Origin of the sequence: Ferruginibacter yonginensis, from assembly GCF_042651465.1 — a bacterium.
GTDB lineage: Bacteria > Bacteroidota > Bacteroidia > Chitinophagales > Chitinophagaceae > Ferruginibacter > Ferruginibacter yonginensis.
On record NZ_JBHSCZ010000001.1, the window covers coordinates 1,460,045 to 1,479,565 of the forward strand.

A 19,521-nucleotide genomic window follows, 5' to 3' on the forward strand; every position below is an offset into this window, starting at 1 on the left:
AAAAAAGGTTCGATTGTAATCGAACCTTTTTTAATATTTATTTATCAGTATTTAGCTTGTTGTACTCACTACACTGTTGTGCATTTTGGTAATAAATCTAAATAAATCGTTCATTGTTTTGATATCATCAACCACCAAAATACCATTTTTACCTACTTGCTTTAGTTTAGCTTTATTAGTACCTGTTTGTAAAAACAATAATATTTTATTAAAGGTATCACTTTGAAAGTAAGGTGACTCAGGGTTGCTTACAAAGAAACATTTCAACACATCATTTTTAATAAACATACGCTCAAAGCCCAAAGTTACCGCCATTTTACGGCAACGAACGGTTGTAAATAAATCTTCCACAGGTGCTGGTACTGGGCCAAAACGATCCGTCATTTCTGCATGAAAATCTTGTAATTCTTTTTCGGTATCGCAATTATCTAATCTGCTGTAAAGGCTCAACCTTTCAGTTATACTTTCAACATAACTATCGGGTATTAATATTTCTAAATCAGTATCAATACTACAATCTTTCACAAAATCATCTTGCTGTTGAATTTCTTCAATAAACAAATCTCTAAACTCATTTCGTTTTAATTCCTTCACCGCTTCATCTAAAATTTTCTGGTACATTTCAAAACCAATTTCGGCTATGAAACCGCTTTGCTCTCCACCAAGCATATTACCAGCGCCACGTATATCTAAATCTCTCATTGCAATTTGGAAGCCACTACCTAAATCGCTGTACTGCTCTAATGTGCTTAAACGTTTTCGACTATCAGGTGGCAATGTACTCATGGGTGGTGCTAATAAATAACAAAATGCTTTTTTGTTACTACGGCCTACCCTGCCTCTAAGTTGGTGTAAATCGCTCAACCCAAATTGATGGGCATTATTGATGATGATGGTATTTACATTTGGTATATCAACCCCACTTTCAACAATGTTGGTACAAACCAATACATCGTATTTTTTATCCATAAAATCGAGTATGGTATCTTCTAATTGATCGCCTTCCATTTGTCCGTGAGCAAAAGCAATACTCACATCAGGACAAAGCCCTTGTATCAAACTCTTCATTTCTGCTAAACCCTTTACCCTATTGTGAATAAAGAAAACCTGTCCGCCTCGTTCAATTTCATAATAAATAGTATCACGAATAGCATCTTCATTAAACACCAACACTTCGGTTTGTATGGGCTGTCGGTTAGGTGGCGGTGTGTTAATGATACTCAAATCCCTTGCACCCATTAAACTAAATTGTAACGTACGTGGAATAGGTGTTGCGGTAAGGGTTAGTGAATCAACCGTAGTACGCAATGTTTTTAATTTTTCTTTTGCGGCTACCCCAAATTTTTGTTCTTCATCAATAATCATGATGCCGAGGTTTTTAAATTTAACCTCTTTACCCAACAATGCATGGGTACCAACAATGATATCAATTTTACCTTCTTCTAAACGCTTGAGGGTATCTTTTTTTTCTTTAGATGATTTAAAGCGATTGATAAAATCAACCACTACCGGAAAATCTTTTAAACGTTCACTAATTGATTTGTAATGTTGATAAGCTAAAATTGTAGTAGGCACTAAAATGGCAGCTTGTTTACTATCGCATACCGTTTTAAAGGCGGCACGTATCGCAATTTCTGTTTTACCAAAACCCACATCGCCACACACCAATCGATCCATTGGTATGGGTTTTTCCATATCTCTTTTTACATCTTCACTTGCTTTGGCTTGGTCAGGTGTATCTTCATAAATAAAGCTGGCTTCCAATTCGGTTTGCATGTAGTTATCTGGGCTATGAGCAAAGCCTTCTAAACTTTTACGTTGGGCATATAGTTTTATTAAATCAGTAGCAATATCTTTTACCTGCTTTTTGGTTTTATCTTTTAGCTTGGCCCATACATCGCTACCTAACTTATTCATTTTAGGTATGGAGCCCTCTTTACCGCTGTACTTACTAATTTTATGAAGCGATGAAATATTTACATACAACAAATCACCATCTTTATATTGAATGCGTACCGCCTCTTGCATTTTACCATTGGCTTCAATTTTTTGTAACCCACTGTATACACCCACGCCATGGTCAATATGGCTTACATAATCGCCAGGTTGCAACTCCCTCAAGGTTTTAAGGGTAAGTGCTTTGTTTTTACTAAAAGCTTGCTTTACTTTATACTTATGATAACGTTGAAAAATTTGATGATCTGTGTAACAAATCAGTTTTAAATCGTTGTCAATAAAACCTTCGTGTATGGCGAAAGGTATGGGCGTTACTTGAATTTCGGCTTTAAGATCGGTAAAGATGGTGTGTAACCTTTCTAGCTGTTTGGGGTTATCTGCAAAAATGAAAATATTGTATTGTTGCTTTTCAAAGTCTTGCAAATTTTTAATCAACATATCAAACTGCCTGTTAAAAGCAGGTTGCTGAATGGTTGAAAATTGAATAGTGTGTGCTTGCCCTAGTGTGGTAAAAAAAGCTTTGTTACCAAACTCTATAATATGTTTTTGAGCAACTGCGGCTTCAATAATTGCAGCGCTATCAAAATCTGCGGCTGATAAATCTTTGGCATAAGTATTTTCAGTACTCGTTAAAAGATCGTCAGCCATTTTAAAATCAAACAATGAAACGCCTTCCATTTCATCTTCAATTCTTTCTTTAGCAAAGCCCCAATCGTTCATCCAAACAACAGTATTTTCCGGCAAAAAATCAAGCAACGATACTTTTTCACCGGTTTCAAATTGCGTAGCAGCGTTGGGTATAATATTTACTTGTAATAATTTACGCTCACTCAACTGTGTTTCTGGGTCAAATATGCGTATACTATCCACCTCATTTCCAAATAACTCAATACGGTAAGGTTTTTCGTTACCAAACGAATAAATATCAATAATACCGCCACGTATTGCAAACTGACCAGGCTCATATACAAAATCAGTATGAGAAAATCCTTGATCAATAAATTGCTGCAACATGCCAGTAACATCTAACGTATCAGCTTGTTTAATACTGATAATGTTGGCTGCTAACGTATTTGAACGAACCACTTTTTCGAAAATAGCTTCCGGATAAGTGATGATTATTTTTTTGTTTTGCCCTAGTACATTGGCCTGACTCAACTTTGTTAAAGCCTCTGTACGCAACATCACATGGCTACTATTGAGTAATTGATAGTTGCGTTTGTTTTTAAATGAAGAAGGAAAATAAAATATATCTAAAGCATGGGTAATATTTTCAATAGAGTTATGAAAATAAGCTGCTTCTTCAGCATCTCTCAACACAATAAGGTGGTTTGTTTGAGCCGCTAATGCATTATTAAAAACGGCTGCAACTACAAATTGCGATGCACTACCGTTAAGCCCTTTTAAATGAAATTGCTGCGGTGTACTCAAAGTAATGCCATCCGTAATTTTAAATATACGGGGGTCATTATTATACATACTCATCAACACATCTGCATTCATGCAATGCAAATATAAAACAAAGGCACAATTTTGATGAATTACATTTTTAAATACTATTACAAATTACCTTTTGTATATTCATTAAAAAATAAATGTATGATACCAAAACAAATTGCCACCATCGCAATCATTCTATTGGTTTCGTGTAATGCTAACAATAAAAATATGACGTACAATTGGCCTACACTTACGCCTCCTAAAGCAATGCAAAAGCCGCATGTAAGAATATTGCATGGCGATACAGTACAAGACCCCTATTATTGGATGTATGATTATTTTGGTAAAGGACCAGATAGCACCAATGTGGTAAATTATTTAACGGCTGAAAATACCTACCTCGATTCAATGATGGCAGGCACTAAAACCTTTCAACAAAACTTGTTTAATGAAATGAAAAGCCGCATTAAAGAAAAAGATGAAAGTGTGCCCGTATTTAAAAATGGATATTACTATTATTCTCGATCTGATGATGGTAAACAGTATTATAAATATTGTCGCAAAAAAGAAACTTTAAACGCACCTGAAGAAATTTTATTAGATGTTGATAAAATGGCTGAAGGCCATTCATATTATAGTGTTACAGGTTTTGAAGTAAGTGAAAATAATAAACTACTAGCCTTTGCTGTAGATGAAGTGAGTCGCAGACAATACACCATTTATATAAAAAATATTGAAACAGGTGAAATTTTAAAAGATGCTATTACCAACACAGAAGGCGACCCTTGCTGGGCCAATGATAACCAAACTATATTTTATACAGAAAAACATCCTGTTACTTTATTATCAGAAAAAATTAAACGACATAGTTTAGGAACCGCAGCAAGTGCTGATGTTGTGGTATATACTGAAACCGATAAAAGTAATTATATAGGTGTTGGTAAAAGCAAAAACAATCAATACATCTACATTTATTCTGGCGCTACTTTATCGTCAGAAATATTTATGATTAATGCAGCTACACCAACTGCTGCTTTCAAAAGTTTTCAACCACGAATAAAAGATGTAAAGTATGATGTATACCCTTTGGCAGATAAATTTTTAATACGCACCAATAAAGATGCTATTAATTTTAAAATAATGGAATGCCCATTAGATAAAACGGGTGTTGAAAATTGGAAAGATTATATTCCACACAGAGCAGATGTGTTAGTGCAAAATATAGAAGAGTTTAGCAATTATATTGTTGTAAACGAACGAAAAAATGGCTTAGTTCAGTTACGTGTTAGAAACCTATCTACTGGCAATGAACATTATATTGATTTTGGTGAAGCCACCTACGGGGCAAATTTTTCTGCTAATCCAAATTACAATACCACCGCCTTACGTTATACCTATACTTCGCTTACAACCCCAGCATCTTTTTACGAATATGATATGGGCACTAAACAAAAAAAATTATTAAAACAGCAAGATGTTTTGGGAGGCTATAACAAAGAGGAATACGCAACAGAACGTATTTATGCAACTGCAAAAGATGGCACCAAAATTCCTATTTCAATTGTATACAAAAAAGGTTTTGTAAAAGATGGCAATGCCCCATTATTATTATACGCTTATGGTAGTTACGGTAGCAGTACCGATGCTAGTTTTAACAGCAGCCGACTCAGTTTATTGAATAGAGGTTTTGCATTCGCCATTGCACACATTCGAGGCGGACAAGAAATGGGACGCCAATGGTATGAAGATGGTAAAATGATGAAAAAGAAAAATACTTTTACAGATTTTATTGATTGTGGCGAATTTTTAATCGCTCAAAAGTTCACCAACAAAGCTCACTTGTATGCACAAGGTGGTAGCGCCGGTGGTTTATTAATGGGTGCTGTAGCCAATATGGCGCCTGATTTATGGAATGGCATTATTGCACAAGTGCCATTTGTAGATGTTGTAAATACCATGCTCGATGAAAGTATACCATTAACAACTAATGAGTTTGATGAATGGGGTAACCCTAAAAATAAAGATGCTTATTTCTATATGAAAAGTTACAGTCCATACGAAAACATTGAAAAGAAAAACTATCCCAATATGCTTGTTACAACTGGCTTGCACGATAGCCAAGTTCAATATTTTGAACCTGCCAAATGGGTTGCAAAATTAAGAGCAACAAAAACAGATAACAATATTTTACTACTACATACTAATATGGAATTTGGCCATGTCGGCGCAAGTGGCAGGTTTGATTACTTAAAAGATGTAGCACTCAATTATGCTTTCTTATTTGCTCTTGAAGGTATCAATAAATAAAAAATAAAGCGATTTAAAAAAGCCTCCACATATTTTGGAGGCTTTTGTTTTAAAAGCATATTGAACAAAAACCTACGCAATTACTTGCCAAACTTTTAATCAAAAAAATATAACTTACATAAAACTATTGTTATGTTACAACCTTGGCAAAAAGCAACCGTTATAAAAATTGAACAAATTACACATAACACCCGTAGCTTTTTTTTACAATTAGATGAAGTAGCAGCATTTGATTTTAAACCTGGTCAATTTGTAACACTCGATTTACCAATACATGAAAAACCGCATAAACGTTTGCGTAGTTACTCCATTGCAAGCTGGCCAAATGGTACTAATATTATTGAGTTATGCATTGTTTTGCTAGATGATGGCGCAGGCACCACCTACTTATTTAACCACGTAAATGTCGGTGATCATATTACTTTACGAGGACCAGTTGGTGTATTTACTTTACAAGAAAACGCCTTGCAAAACGATTTATTCTTAATATGTACAGGTACAGGTATTGCCCCCTTTAGAAGTATGGTGCAATGGCTCTTTAGCCAACAGCATGCTATCAAAAACATTTATTTGATTTTTGGCTGCAGAACACAAGCTGATTTATTGTACCATACTGAACTACAACAACTCAGTAATCAAATGCAAGGGCTTCATTATTTACCCACTTTAAGTAGAGAACTCTGGGAAGGTGCCACTGGCTACGTACACCAAGTGTATGAATCCATCATCGCTCAACAACCTAACCCTCAAGCAACCTTTATGCTTTGCGGTTGGAAAGCCATGATTGATGAGGCCAAACAGCGAATAATTGAATTAGGTTACGATAAAAAAGCCATTCATACAGAGTTGTACGGTTAACTTACTACACATCATTTGTTTTGAGCTAACTTAGCTTACTCAAATGAATTTCATGCAAGTAGATTTAAATTTTTTACTAAAAAAACACTACGCTAGCTTTTTCCCTGTTGTGAAAATAAACAAAGAAAAAGATGGCATACATACCTTTGATTTTACCATTAATAACCAACAAATTTCACCAGCGCTTATTGCAGATACAAATGCTTTTAGTGCATACATTACTCAACAATTAACAGCTAATAATGCCACTTACGGTATAGGTGGTTATAACGAAAATAGGGTACTTTACAAACGCAGTACCTTGTTTGATGGTGCTCAAAATCGTAGCATTCATTTAGGCGTTGATATTTGGGGGCCTGTTGGCACCAAAGTATATGCTCCTTTAGGTGGTATGGTACACAGCTTTGCTTTTAATGATCAATTTGGCGATTATGGTGCTACTATTATTTTACAACACCAGCTTGATACAGTTTGTTTTTACACATTATACGGCCACTTATCGCTTGCTAGCTTACATGATATGCGTAAGGGTAAATTTATTACAAGAGGTGAAGCTTTTTGCAGCTTTGGCAACCCAATTGAAAACGGCAATTGGCCACCACATTTACATTTTCAAGTAATTGAAGATATTGGTAATTATGAAGGCGATTACCCTGGTGTTTGTAGCGAACCCGATAGGGCTTTTTATTTAAAAAATTGCCCTGATGCAAACCAACTGATTAATTTTGATGGAGGCGTTTTTTATTAAACTTTCAGCCAATTACTGAATACTTTGGCTTTTGAATTAAGGAAATATTATTTGTACCACCATCATCAAAAATGGTTGCTGAAATAAGCACAAATGCCCAAAGGCTGCCGGAACGCAGCGGTAGCCCACAACGAGGCACGAGTGCGGACTACAAGCGTAGTGCCGGAACTACTGCTCATACTAGCACAAAAAGATGATAGCCCCACTATTAAAAAATAAATTGTAACTTATATTGTTATAATTTTGTGATGATACTTAATATCAATAAAAATGGAGATAAAGCCAGGACCACTACTAGCCAACATTAACACCCCTGCCGATTTAAAAAAGCTGAGTAAAGATGATATGTTGCAGGTTTGCGACGAATTACGTCAATATATTATTGATGTGGTGAGTATACATGGCGGCCATTTTGCAGCTAGCTTAGGCGTAGTGGAACTTTCTGTTGCATTGCACTATGTAATGAATACTCCTTATGATCAATTAGTATGGGATGTAGGCCACCAAGCTTACGGACATAAAATTTTAACTGGCAGGCGTGACCAATTCCCTACAAACAGAAAGCTGAATGGCTTAAGCGGTTTTCCTAAACGCAGCGAAAGTGAATATGATACTTTTGGCGTGGGCCACTCCTCTACCTCAATTTCAGCCGCTTTAGGCATGGCAATGGCTAGCCATTATAAAGGCGAAACTGATAGACAGCACATTGCTATTATTGGTGATGGCTCAATGACTGCAGGCATGGCTTTTGAAGCGATGAACCATGCTGGTATCGAAAAAAGTAACCTGCTCATTATTTTAAATGATAACGGCATCAGCATTGATCCAAATGTGGGTGCTTTAAAAGAATACCTTACTGATATTACTACTTCACACACTTACAATAAAGTGAAAGATGATGTGTGGAACTTGCTAGGCAAATTACCTGTGGGCAAAACTTTTACCCGTGGTATGGCTACCAAACTTACCGAAGGCTTAAAAGGCATGGTAAGCAGCAGTAGCAATTTATTTGAAGCATTGAAGTTGCGCTATTTTGGACCAATTGATGGACATAACGTTACCAAATTAATTGAAACCCTCCAAGATTTAAAAGATATACCTGGCCCCAAAATTTTGCATATAAAAACAGTAAAAGGCAAGGGATATGAGTTGGCAGAAAAAGACCAAACCAAGTGGCATGCACCGGGCTTGTTTGATAAAATTACTGGCGAAATTGTAAAGAAAACTTTTGATGTACCACAACCGCCAAAATACCAAGATGTATTTGGACATACTATTATTGAGTTAGCTGAAAAAAATGATAAAATAATGGGTGTTACTCCGGCAATGCCTAGTGGTAGCTCATTAAAGTTTATGATGGATGCTATGCCTCACCGAGCTTTTGATGTAGGTATTTGTGAACAACATGCCGTTACCTTAAGTGCAGGTATGGCAACACAAGGCATGAGGGTGTTTTGCAACATTTACTCATCATTCATGCAAAGGGCATACGATATGGTAATACACGATGTTGCTATTCAAAAATTACCTGTAATATTTTGTTTAGACAGAGGTGGTTTAGTGGGTGAAGATGGCCCAACGCACCATGGCTGTTATGATATTGCCTACATGCGTTGCGTACCAAACATGATTGTAAGTGCACCCATGAACGAAGCTGAGTTGAGAGATTTAATGTATACAGCACAACTTGAAAGCAACAAGCTTCCATTTAGTATACGCTACCCACGTGGCGAAGGTGTTATGCCTGAGTGGCGTACCACCATGAAGGCTATTGAAATTGGTACAGGCCGTAAATTAAAAGATGGTGAAGCAATTGCAATTTTAAGCTTTGGTCACCCTGGCAATTTTGCTGCCGCAGCAATTAGAGATGTAAAAAAAGAAGGTATTAACCCTGGCCATTTTGATATGCGTTTTGCAAAACCAATTGATGAAGCCATGTTGCATGAGGTTTGTCAGCAGTATCCTAAATTAATTACGGTTGAAGATGGAACTGTAGTGGGTGGCTTTGGTTCAGCTGTTTTAGAATTTATGGCGACACATGGTTATAAAAATGATGTAACCATTTTAGGTATTCCCGATGCATTGGTGGAGCATGGTACACCAAAACAATTATATGATCAAATTGGTATTGACGCAAACGGTATTGCAAATACATTACGTAAAGTAGCACAAAAGCAAGTGATGATAGCCTAATTATTACATACATTTTTAAAAAAGCCACTCAAATTAGAGTGGCTTTTTTATTACCAATCAATTATATTATAATTTAAAATATGTATTTTATTTTTTATTAAAATGTAAATTTTAATACATTTAATTAAATATTTCACCGATTTCTAATCTTAATTCCTCTATTTTTTATATAATTTACTTAATATTTGCTATTATTGTAACATACATTATAGAACATTAATAAAATTATGAGCAAAAAAAGAGCCCTTATTCCTTTCCTAATTTTAGTGGCGATTGTATTAGTAGCTACCATCAGCTCGAGCCCAGCAACTGTGTTAAGTGAAGCCGATGCAAGTGGCATTAACGGGGCCGATACAGCTTGGATGTTGGCGGCTACAGCCTTGGTATTAATAATGACACCCGGATTAGCCTTTTTTTACGGAGGTATGGTTAACAAAAAAAATGTAATCAGTACCATGCTACAAAGTTTTATAAGCATGGCCGTTATTTCTGTTTTGTGGGTGGTTGTGGGCTTTAGTTTAGCTTTTGGCGACTCAGTGGGTGGCATTATTGGCAACCCCAGTACATTTTTTTTAATGAAAAATATTACCAGCTTAAAACCTTGGGTATTGGCACCCACTATTCCGTTTTTATTATTTGCATTTTATCAATTAAAATTTGCCATTATAACCCCGGCACTCATAACGGGTGCTTTTGCTGAACGTATAAAGTTCACTTCATACATTTTATTTATTTGTTTGTTTAGCGTATTCATTTATTGTCCGTTAGCACATGCCACTTGGCACCCTCAAGGTTTATTATTAAAATATGGTGTACTCGATTTTGCTGGTGGAACCGTCGTGCACATGAGTGCAGGCTGGGCAGCTTTAGCCGCTGCCTTATATTTAAGAAAACGCAATGAGCCTATGCATACACCTGCAAGAATTACCTATGTTTTGCTAGGTACTGGTTTGCTTTGGTTTGGCTGGTTTGGTTTTAACGCCGGCAGTGCATTTGGCGCCAATAGCTTAGCAGCCACAGCATTGGGTACCACAGGTGCAGCATCAGCAGCGGCAGCCTTTACATGGATTTTATTTGATGCACTTCGTGGCCGCAAACCCAGTGCAATGGGCACTTGCATTGGTGCAGTAGTAGGTTTGGTGGCCATAACACCAGCAGCAGGTTTTATTAGTTTACCCCATTCATTAGTAGTTGGTTTTGTAAGCAGTATTGTAAGTAATTTGATGGTGGAATGGCGTACCAAAACTTCTATTGATGATACGTTAGATGTTTTTCCTTGCCACGGCGTAGGAGGAATTGTAGGTTTTATACTTACAGCAGTATTTGCTGATCAACATATTAATGCAGCCAACGCCACAGGCAATGGGTTAATTTTTGGCGAAACCCATTTATTTATAGTGCATTGCATAACCATGGTGGTAGTATCGGTTTTTATATTTTTTGGCACCTTATTATTATTAAAAATTACAGACTATATCTCTCCTTTAAGGGTATCAGTAGAAGATGAAACCATTGGTTTAGATATTACGCAACATGATGAAAAACTGTAATCATTATCAATCATATAAATGAACATTTATACTTGTACCTTTAAGTACAAATTAATGTGCTCGTAATGAATAAGGTGAAAAAAGGCGAAAAAAATATTTTAGGAAACCCGTTAGAACAAGCTGGTACTAATCCACTTACTGGGTTTTATAGAGATGGGTTTTGCTCCACCGGACCAACAGATACCGGTAACCACGTAATAGCTGCGGTAGTTACAGATGCTTTTTTACAATTCTCAAAATCACAGGGCAACGATTTAATTACGCCTTATCCAGCATATAATTTCCCTGGCCTCAAAGCTGGTGACACTTGGTGCTTATGTGCCAACCGCTGGAAACAAGCTTTGGATGCAGGTGTAGCACCACCTATAATTGCAGCAGCTACACACGAAAAAGCTTTGCAATTTGTTGATTTACCCACATTGCAGCAATACGAACAAACTAACGAACCAACCAAATGACCATCAGTTTTACGTTCAACATCATTGTATTATTGGTGGGTATTATCATCGGCTGTATTACAGCAGTGTTATTGTTGGTAGAAAAGAAAAACAAAAAAGCCAATATTTTTTTAGCTGCATTGGTTACCATTTGCATTGGTACACTTTTACATAACTTTTTACTTGAGAGTGGCATTTATGATAAAAAACCATCGTTGTACTTTTTACCTGTAATTGGTAGTTTAGGTATTGGGCCTTTACTTTACTTATATACACAGCAATTAATTGGCAATAAAAAATTATCGAAAGCGGCTATAGCATTACACCTTAGCCCATTAATGGCACAATTATCGTTTTTCGTTTATGCCTTTTTACAAAATAGCGATAACAAATACAACATCTATATTAATTGGTACAAACCATTTGTAAGTCCGTTACAAAATATTGGCACCTATGTTTTAGTGGCTATTTATGTGTACAGTGCCTTACAATTAATAACAAATTATAAAAAAGCATTACAAAACTTTTATGCTGATGATCATAAACTAGCTTTAAGGTGGCTGCAAAAGTTACTTTTAGCTTTTGTAACCTATTATGTACTATCGCTCATTTTTGTATTAATTGATTTTTATTTTAAAATAGAAGGTGATATTTTTCCGAGTGATTTTATTCGTTGCATCATCATATTCATCATCGGTTTTTTCGCTATTAAACAAAACAGTCTTTTACAAATTCAACAAAATATACAATCGGTAGCTGATGTTGTTGTTGAAACAGACATACCATCTGCCAACAATGAACTATCATCAATACCATCATCAACCACCAAAAAAGAAATAAACGAAGCCCTATTACAAGAAATTATTGCATTGGTAGAAAAAGAAGCATTATACCTCAACGAAAATTTAACGGTAGCTGATATAGGTACTGCTTTGGGTTATAGTGCTCGAACCATTTCACATACCATCAACAATGGGTTACAAAAAAGCTTTTCATTGTTTATTAATGAATACCGGGTACAATTATTCAAATCAAAAAAACAATCGGGGCAATTTGAACACCTATCTATAATGGGTTTAGCGTACGATTGTGGTTTTAATTCAAAATCATCATTCAACCGTATTTTTAAAGAAATAACGGGTGAAGCCCCTTCAAAAACCAATAGCATATAGTCCTATATTCGGAAATTATTTCACAAATAATTGATTTTCATTTACTTAAAAAGTAACATTCCATAAGTCTCAAATCACAAATTGGGGCGGTACAGGCATTTGGCAAAAGTATTTTTGTGTTTCAAAATTAAATATTTACAATATGAAACATTTGCTTTTAATGCTTGCCATTTTTGGATTTACAACAACCGTATGTAACCAACAACAAAAAACAACCCCCACAGTTGCTACCAACAGTAACCCTTTTAACCTAGATTTTGAGGGTGGTAAAAAAGCTGATAACCGATTATTTCCTGATAAATTAAGGGGTTTGCCACAAACCATTATAGCAGCACATTACCCCAACCCAGTTTCGGCCACTTATGAAGATAGCATGTACGTTTGGAAACATAACATTACCATAACTACCAATGAAGATGTACAAATAATAGAGTATGGCAGTTTTGTATACACAGATAGTGGTTGGTACTTAAGAGTGAGCCTCACCCCAAAAGATTTTGAAACTAGTTTTAATTGCAAAAATGCATTTTTAAAGAAAGGGGTTGTTTATACCGATAATAATGATTGGAGAAGAGGGCCACAACTCATAGCTGGGGATGCCATGTGGTATTTTATAGGCAAAAATAGCAAGGGCGCATTAGTAAAAGGTATAGCACCAATTGAAACTGAAGCAACTTTAGTTACAAAACCTGCCATTACTACTATTGCCAAAATAAGTAAAGCCACTATTAATTGGACAGGTTACGGCGAAGTAGGTGGTTATAGTTTAACTGGTACATTGCCTTTAAAAGGCAGTACTATTGAGGTAGATAGTAACAAGATAACATTCGCCAATATCATTTTTAATATGAAAGGTATTGCACATGAAAATGAACAATTGGTTTCGCATTTAAAGGGTGAAGATTTTTTTGATGTAAATAAATTTGCAACAGCCCAATTTGTTACTGAAAAAATTATATACAAAAATGAAAATACCTTGGAACTCACCGGTAAACTCACCATTAAAGGAATTGTAAAAACGATTTCGTTCACTTGCCAACAACAAAAAATAAAAGATGGTTTAAAAATAAACGGAACTATAAAGGTTGATAGAACCATTTTTGGTATAAAATATAACTCTAGTAGTTTTTTTGGCAACTTGGGCGACCAAGCCATTAAAAACGAATTTGATGTAGCGGTTGAATTGATGGTATCAATATCATAACAACAAAAAAGCCGATGAACCTACATTCATCGGCTTTTAATATTATAAAATACTACTATTTACTTCCGCTCATTTTCGCTTCCATACTTAGTGTTGCATGAGGCACGGCACGTAACCTTGCTTTATCAATTAATTTACCGGTTACCCTACAAACACCGTAGGTTTTATTTTCAATACGAATCAATGCTTTTTCAAGGTGATCAACAAAAGTAATTTGGCGACTAGCCATTAAACTTAAGTTTTCTCTTTCCATGCTTAAACTACCATCTTCCATTGTCATGTAACGACCATCACCTTCATCGCCACCCATATCATCTTTACGAGTAATTAATCCTTGTAAATAAGCCAATTCTTTTTTAGCAGATGCTAATTTTCTTTGAATCAGCTCTTTAAATTCAGCAAGGTCAGCATCGCTGTACATTACAATAGGAGCACCGGGGTCTTGTGGGGCTTTATCTAAAACAGATTTTGTAAAATCTGGTTCGTATTTTCTACTAGTTTTGGTATTAATTTTTGGTAATACCACTGGTTTTTGAACAGCTGGTTTTGCTGGCGCTGCTTTTGCAACCGGCTTTTCAGCAGCTACTTTTGCAGGAGCTGGTTTTTCAGCAGCTACTTTTGCAGGAGCTGGTTTTTCAGCAGCCTTTGCCACTGGCTTTGCAGGGGCTACTTTTGCTGGAGCCGCTTTTACTGGTGCAGCTTTTGCTACCGGTTTATTTGGTGTTTTTGCCAATACTTTGGTTGGTTTTTGTGGTGCAGCCGCTTTTTTAACTGGAGCAGGTGCACTCTTTTTAACAGAAGATGCAGGTGTTTTTGTTACCGCTTTGGCAACAGGTTTCGCTGCTTTTTTAACCGCTACTGGCTTTGCAGCTGCTTTTTTGGCAACTGGCTTAGGTGCAGCCTTTTTTGCAACTGGTTTTGCAGCTGCTTTTTTAACTGGAGCCGCCGCTTTTTTTGCAGGTGCTGCTTTTTTTACCGGGGTAGCCGTATTTTTTTTAGGAGCCGGCTTTTTAACTGCTGATTTTGCAGGTGCTTTTTTGGTCGCCATAAATACTCACTATTTTTTTGTTACAATTACTTTTAAAATTGCATCGTTCACTTCAATTTGTGTGCCTTCGGTTAGAACTGCCAAAAATTCAAGCGTATCTGCTAATATTTCGGCGCAAATATACGTTTTATATTCTATTAATGAATGTTGTATACTTTCATTTGCCTCAATTTGTACAGTAATGCGGTCAGTAAGTTCAAAACCACTGTCTTTTCGTATATTTTGAATACGATTAACAAATTCACGTGCATTACCCTCATGTTGTAACTCCTCAGATATAGTAACATCTAAAGCAACGGTTAAACTACCTTTTGATGCTATTTCGTATCCCGGAATTTCATCGGTAATCACCTCTATATCTTCAGCATTTATATAAATTTCTTCTCCATCTTTCGCTACTGTATCAGCATTTAATAAAAATGGTGCCGCTAACACTTGCTCAATAGTTCCGTTATCAAATTGCTCTATTGCACTAGCAGCCCATTTCATTTTAGCGCCCATACGTTTACCCAAAGTTTTGAAATTAGCTTTGGCTTTTTTACGGATGAAATCATTATCAGCGGCTAAAATTTCAATTTCTTTTATATTAGTTTCTGATTTTATAATATCAGCAATTAATAATATATCATTTTTTATTGATGCGTCTTGCGCCGGAATAAATATTTTTTGTAACGGTTGACGTACTTTAATATTTACTTTTTTACGCAAACTCAACACCAATGAAGAGGCATCTTGAGCCAATTGCATACGCTTTTCAAGCGAAATATTAATGGCACTTTCATCAGCAATTGGGTAAAAACTATGGTGTACCGATGCATGTTCCATACGCTGCGTAGCATTGTTGAGGTTTTGGAACAACCAATCAGCAAAAAACGGCGCCACGGGTGCAATTAACCTACTAATGGTTTCTAAACAATCATATAAAGTTTGGTAAGCGGCAATTTTATCATGCTCGTATTCGCCTTTCCAAAAACGACGACGGCATAAACGTACGTACCAGTTACTTAATAAACTATCAACAAATTCTTCAATAGCCCTACCTGCTTGCGTTGGCTCGTATGCATCTAAACTTTCTGTAACGGTTTTTATTAAACTGTTGAGAGATGAAATAATCCATTGGTCAATTTCTGGCCTATCTTTTAAAGGAATATATGCTTCCTTAAATGCGAAACCATCTACATTGGCATACAATGCAAAAAACTGATAAGTGTTATATAATGTACCAAAGAATTTGCGTTGAACTTCTTTAATACCTTCTTCATCAAACTTTAAACTATCCCATGGCGATGCATTGGTAATTAAATACCAACGTGTGGCATCAGCCCCATATTGATTAATAGTAACAAACGGATCAACCACATTACCCAAACGTTTACTCATTTTGTTACCGCTCTTATCTAAAACCAACCCATTACTCACTACGGTTTTATAAGCTACACTATCAAATAACAAAACGCCTAAAGCATGTAAAGTATAGAACCAACCACGGGTTTGATCAACCCCTTCTGCAATAAAATCAGCAGGGAATGAACTCTCCGCCCCCGGACCAAATGGGAAAGGGTCGCCGTTTTTCACCTTCTCCATATCAAGCCCCCATTGAGCATAAGGCATAGCACCACTATCAAACCAAACATCTATCAAATCAGGCACACGTTTCATTGGTTGGCCAGTAGCACTTACCAACACAATATCATCAACATATGGCTTGTGTAAATCTAAAATGCCTTCGTGTAAATAATGTTGGTTGGTATCGCCCCCCAACACATCAGCCGCTTTTTTTATTGCTTCATTTAATTCAGCAATAGAGCCAATACAAACCTCTTCGGTTCCATCATCTGTACGCCAAACGGGTAACGGCGTACCCCAGTAACGACTACGACTAAGGTTCCAATCTACCATATTTTCTAACCAATTACCAAAGCGACCGCTGCCTGTGCTGGCTGGTTTCCAGTTAATGGTTTTATTAAGCTCCACCATTCTATCTTTTACCGCTGTGGTTTTTATAAACCAAGCATCTAACGGATAATAAATAATAGGTTTATCGGTACGCCAACAATGCGGATAATTGTGTTCGTATTTTTCAACTTTTAGCGCCCTATTTTCTAATTTTAACTTTACTGCTATGTCAACATTCACATCAACATAATCAGCAGCATCTTTATAATTTTTTACATAGCGGTGGCTGAACTCACCCACACCTTCAACAAATTTCCCTTGCTTATCAACCAAGGTTAAAATGCCGATGTTATTCTTTTTGCCTACACGATAATCATCTGCCCCAAAAGCAGGAGCCGTGTGTACAATACCCGTACCATCTTCAGTAGTTACAAAATCGCCTACAATTACTTTAAATGGTTCGGCACCTGGTGTAATTTCTTGTATAGCGGCAAGTGTATTGGCTGCTGATGGGAGTAGTTGTTCGTATGTTGCACCAGCAATATCATTGCCTTTAAAAGTGGCCACAATTTTCCACGGTGTTAATTTTACGGTAGCAGAATAACCTTCAAAATCACCATTTTCAGCTTCTGCCTTAAAATATTTTGATACTAAATTTTTAGCAACTACAATAAATTGGGGTTGATGTGTATATGGATTAAAGGTGTGTACCAATACATATTCAATTGCCGGTCCTACCGTTAATGCTAGGTTTGATGGAAGTGTCCAAGGGGTGGTGGTCCATGCTGCAAAATAAACAGGTTCGTTATTTGAAGCATCAAATAAAAACTGCGTTGTGGTATTTTGTACTGCTTTAAATAATGCCACCACACTCGTATCTTTCACATCTTTATAAGTACCTGGCTGGTTCAATTCGTGGCTTGACAAGCCAGTGCCAGCAGCAGGTGAGTATGGCTGAATGCTTACACTTTCGTACAAATAACCTTTTTTGTACAATGTACTTAAGCACCACCAAAGTGTTTCAATATAATCGTTTTCAAAAGTAACGTAGGGCTTTTCTAAATCAACCCAGTAGCCCATTTTTTGTGTGATATCATCCCACTTATCTTTATACTGCATTACAACTTCTCTACACTTGGCGTTGTAATCTGCTATCGATATTTTTTTACCAATATCTTCTTTAGTAATACCCAACATTTTTTCTACCCCTAATTCAATAGGCAAACCATGGGTATCCCAACCGCCTTTACGCTTTACTTGAAAACCTTGCATGGTTTTGTACCTACAAACCAAATCTTTTAAGGTACGAGAAATAACGTGGTGAATACCCGGCATACCATTGGCACTTGGCGGACCTTCAAAAAACACAAAGGGTTTGTTACCCTCACGTAGCTCAATACTTTTTTTAAATGCGTCAGTAGCTTGCCATTGTTTCAATATATCATCGCTAATTGCGGCTAAGTTTAACTGTCCGTATGTTTGGTATCCCACACTCATTGCATAAAATCTTTAAATTAAGTGTGCAAAGGTAATAAAATAAGCATTTGCGTTGGGCTGAATTGAAACTATGCAGTTACATCATTCGTTTTCTTTTTACGACGGGTACGGTTCCACCACATAATTACCCCAGAAATTGGAAAAAATGTGCCCAATAAACAAACTATAAAGCCAATAATTTTAGAGGTATATCCATAAATAGATGCTACATGAATGGGTTTAAATGTAGCCCTTACTTTTTGGCCTTTGTTACGGTCTTTAAAATATTGTGTGGAAACTATTTGAGATGAATATTGATCAACAAAATAAGTATCCGTTGCTGATTCGTGGGGTGCATTATACGCCAATATATTAACTGCATAAGTTTCAGCACTATCTTTTGGCAAACTAATATTATAGGTAATAGCATTGGGTTGTTGCCCCCATACAACTTGATAGGCAGCTTCTACAGGCACTTTAAAAGTTGGCAAAATGGTACTTTTCGGTGCTTTTGGTCGCTCCATGCTGCTATTGGTTACGGAGTAAATAGCTTTATTAAACCAATCGAACGACCAAGCCAACCCTGTAAATGCAAATACAAATAAAAAAATAGCTGAATAAAAACCTAACACTACATGATAATCATGATTGAGGCGTTTAAAACCTGCCCCCCTTTTTAATGTGAGGCGTTGCTTTAAAACAGCTTTGTTTTTTGGCCACCATAATATGATGCCCGTAATTAAAATAAATAAGAAAATGATTGTAGCAACCCCCACTATTATTTTGCCTACATCGCCAGCTAATAACCAACGATGCACATCCATAGTAAAATAAAAAAACGATTTCCGATAATTGTAAACCTCAATAATTTTTGCCGTATATGGATTAATGAAAACAGTTAATCTTATACCTTCATTACTTTTTTTATTGGTAACTGTTGCTGTTGATTTTTTTGTTGGCTTTTGAGTAATATTTACTTCTGCTGAACGAGTATCAACATTATAAAACTTGATACCATTAACGGTTGCATTCGGTAATTGCTGTTGTACAGTATGTATTAAACTATCGGCTGTTAATCGTTGTGTTGATGCGGTAACGAAATAACGATTTTTATGAAATAACTGTTGCAACTCTGTTTCAAAAACCAAAATAGCACCGGTTAAACAATTAAATGTAATGACCAAACCTGCTGCTAGCCCCAAATACAAGTGAATACGCCTAAAAAAAACTTTCATA

12 protein-coding genes are annotated in these 19,521 nt (G+C 36.2%); 8 read left to right on the forward strand and 4 right to left on the reverse strand.

Annotated features, from left to right (window positions below; genetic code table 11):
• Window positions 1-51 precede the first annotated feature (51 nt).
• Window positions 52-3,459: a transcription-repair coupling factor gene (mfd, locus tag ACFOWM_RS06535; RefSeq protein ID WP_379708021.1), complete on the reverse strand. Its 3,408-nt coding sequence runs from the start codon at window positions 3,457-3,459 to the stop codon at window positions 52-54.
• Window positions 3,460-3,555: 96 nt separating this feature from the next.
• On the opposite strand from mfd, the gene ACFOWM_RS06540 reads away from it, so the two are divergent.
• The 8 genes from ACFOWM_RS06540 to ACFOWM_RS06575 all read left to right on the forward strand — a co-directional run bounded on the left by ACFOWM_RS06540 (window position 3,556) and on the right by ACFOWM_RS06575 (window position 13,865).
• Window positions 3,556-5,703, forward strand: coding sequence for a S9 family peptidase (locus ACFOWM_RS06540; RefSeq protein WP_379708023.1), 2,148 nt, complete (start codon window positions 3,556-3,558; stop codon window positions 5,701-5,703).
• Window positions 5,704-5,835: 132 nt separating this feature from the next.
• Window positions 5,836-6,561, forward strand: a complete 726-nt coding sequence (locus ACFOWM_RS06545; RefSeq protein WP_379708025.1) for a ferredoxin--NADP reductase — start codon at window positions 5,836-5,838, stop codon at window positions 6,559-6,561.
• Between the two features lie 52 nt (window positions 6,562-6,613).
• Complete coding sequence (locus tag ACFOWM_RS06550; RefSeq protein ID WP_379708028.1) at window positions 6,614-7,309, forward strand: peptidoglycan DD-metalloendopeptidase family protein; 696 nt, start codon at window positions 6,614-6,616, stop codon at window positions 7,307-7,309.
• A 270-nt stretch (window positions 7,310-7,579) separates the two neighbouring features.
• Window positions 7,580-9,502: a 1-deoxy-D-xylulose-5-phosphate synthase gene (dxs, locus tag ACFOWM_RS06555; RefSeq protein ID WP_379708030.1), complete on the forward strand. Its 1,923-nt coding sequence runs from the start codon at window positions 7,580-7,582 to the stop codon at window positions 9,500-9,502.
• A 227-nt stretch (window positions 9,503-9,729) separates the two neighbouring features.
• Window positions 9,730-11,052 (forward strand): ammonium transporter, encoded by a 1,323-nt coding sequence (locus tag ACFOWM_RS06560; RefSeq protein ID WP_379708033.1) that lies wholly within the window; start codon window positions 9,730-9,732, stop codon window positions 11,050-11,052.
• Window positions 11,053-11,117: 65 nt separating this feature from the next.
• Window positions 11,118-11,510: a DUF2237 family protein gene (locus tag ACFOWM_RS06565; RefSeq protein WP_379708035.1), complete on the forward strand. Its 393-nt coding sequence runs from the start codon at window positions 11,118-11,120 to the stop codon at window positions 11,508-11,510.
• The gene (locus ACFOWM_RS06570; RefSeq protein ID WP_379708037.1) at window positions 11,507-12,661 is read left to right on the forward strand and encodes a helix-turn-helix domain-containing protein; all 1,155 of its coding nucleotides are present in this window, start codon (window positions 11,507-11,509) and stop codon (window positions 12,659-12,661) included. The genes ACFOWM_RS06565 and ACFOWM_RS06570 overlap by 4 nt, the downstream gene beginning before the upstream one ends.
• A 142-nt stretch (window positions 12,662-12,803) precedes the next feature.
• Window positions 12,804-13,865, forward strand: coding sequence for a YceI family protein (locus ACFOWM_RS06575; protein WP_379708039.1), 1,062 nt, complete (start codon window positions 12,804-12,806; stop codon window positions 13,863-13,865).
• Window positions 13,866-13,920: 55 nt separating this feature from the next.
• On the opposite strand, the gene ACFOWM_RS06580 is transcribed toward ACFOWM_RS06575, so the two are convergent.
• From ACFOWM_RS06580 to ACFOWM_RS06590, 3 genes are all read right to left on the reverse strand, one after another.
• On the reverse strand, window positions 13,921-14,913 hold the full coding sequence (locus ACFOWM_RS06580) for a TraR/DksA family transcriptional regulator (protein WP_379708041.1): 993 nt from the start codon (window positions 14,911-14,913) through the stop codon (window positions 13,921-13,923).
• 9 nt (window positions 14,914-14,922) lie between these two features.
• Window positions 14,923-18,306, reverse strand: coding sequence for an isoleucine--tRNA ligase (ileS, locus tag ACFOWM_RS06585; protein ID WP_379708043.1), 3,384 nt, complete (start codon window positions 18,304-18,306; stop codon window positions 14,923-14,925).
• A 68-nt stretch (window positions 18,307-18,374) separates the two neighbouring features.
• Window positions 18,375-19,520 carry a PepSY-associated TM helix domain-containing protein gene (locus tag ACFOWM_RS06590; RefSeq protein ID WP_379708046.1) on the reverse strand — a complete coding sequence of 382 codons (1,146 nt, stop codon included), beginning with the start codon at window positions 19,518-19,520 and terminating at the stop codon, window positions 18,375-18,377.
• Between the last annotated feature and the right edge of the window lies 1 nt (window position 19,521).